Annotated in this window: 1 protein-coding gene; it reads left to right on the top strand. The window is 42.6% G+C overall.

The genetic code is table 11. The features are described 5' to 3' along the window. The first annotated feature begins 65 nt into the window (after nt 1-65). Nucleotides 66-1,213, top strand: a protein-coding gene (locus tag ABY044_RS12100) for an IS3 family transposase (RefSeq protein ID WP_373020997.1) whose coding sequence is annotated in 2 segments (ribosomal slippage) — nt 66-315 and nt 315-1,213 — 1,149 coding nt in all. Because the reading frame shifts where the segments join, the coding sequence is not laid out codon by codon here. Nucleotides 1,214-1,231 lie beyond the last annotated feature (18 nt).

Here is a 1,231-nt window from a genome sequence, read left to right as displayed (position 1 = left end):
TGAATCGCCACTAATTTACTAGACACTTCTTAGCCATTTTATAATGGTCAAAAAAGAGGTGTTAAATGAGCAGTAAACGCTACCCTGAAGAATTCAAAATTGAAGCCGTAAAACAGATAACCGAACGAGGTTATCCGGTATCAGAAGTATCCAAAAGATTAGATGTTACAACCCACAGTCTTTATGCCTGGCTTAAAAAGTATGGCCCTGAAAAAGACAAACATCAGAACAAAGCAGATGAGCAAGCAGAATTAAAGCGTCTACGTAAAGAGTTGGCTCGTGTGACAGAAGAACGAGACCTGCTAAAAAAGGCGGCGGCATACTTCGCAAGAGAGTCCGATTGAGGTATGCCTTTATTCGAGAGAATGCAAAGGGACAATCAATCCGACGATTATGTGAACTATTTAACGTTCATCCCAGTGGCTACTATGCTTGGTTAAATAAACCCATATCAACAAGCCAAAAGCGCAACCAACGTCAGGCAGGGTTGATCAAACAGTTCTGGCTGGAATCAGGTGGTATCTATGGTTATCGGAAGATATTTGCAGACATGTGTGAGCATGGCGAGTCTATCGGTATCAACCGAGTCCACAAGCTCATGCATGATTCCGGATTAAAAGCTCAGGTTGGTTATAGAAAGCCAAGACAGAAGTCTGGAACGGAAAACATCGTTGTGCCGAATCGACTGAATCGAGAGTTTAATTCGCAAGCCCCTAATCAATCATGGGTAACTGATATTACCTACATTCGAACGCATGAAGGCTGGTTGTACTTAGCGGTCGTGGTCGACTTGTTTTCAAGACGAGTGATTGGTTGGTCAATGCAATCCAGAATAACCAAAGACTTGGTGTTGGATGCGTTATTGATGGCGATGTGGAAACGTAGCCCCAAAGATAAGGTCATGGTGCACTCTGATCAAGGAAGTCAGTACACCAGCTATGACTGGAATCACTTTTTAAAGTTCCATAATTTAGAAGCCAGTATGAGCAGGAGAGGAAACTGCCACGACAATGCGGTTGCCGAGAGTTTCTTTCAGTTATTGAAACGAGAACGCATCAAGCGAAAGATATACAAAAACCGGGATGAAGCACGCCAAGACATTTTTGATTACATCGAAATGTTTTACAATCCCAAACGACGTCATTCTTCGAACAACCAACTTTCACCAGTTGAGTACGAGAAGCGGTACGAAATGAGGCTAAAAAGTCTCTAGGATTTTAGTGGCGATTCA

The organism is Thiomicrorhabdus sp. (assembly GCF_041583835.1).
Lineage (GTDB): Bacteria > Pseudomonadota > Gammaproteobacteria > Thiomicrospirales > Thiomicrospiraceae > Thiomicrorhabdus.
The sequence above is the reverse complement of the archived record's forward strand: the minus strand, read 5'-3'. Positions and strand labels throughout refer to the sequence as shown.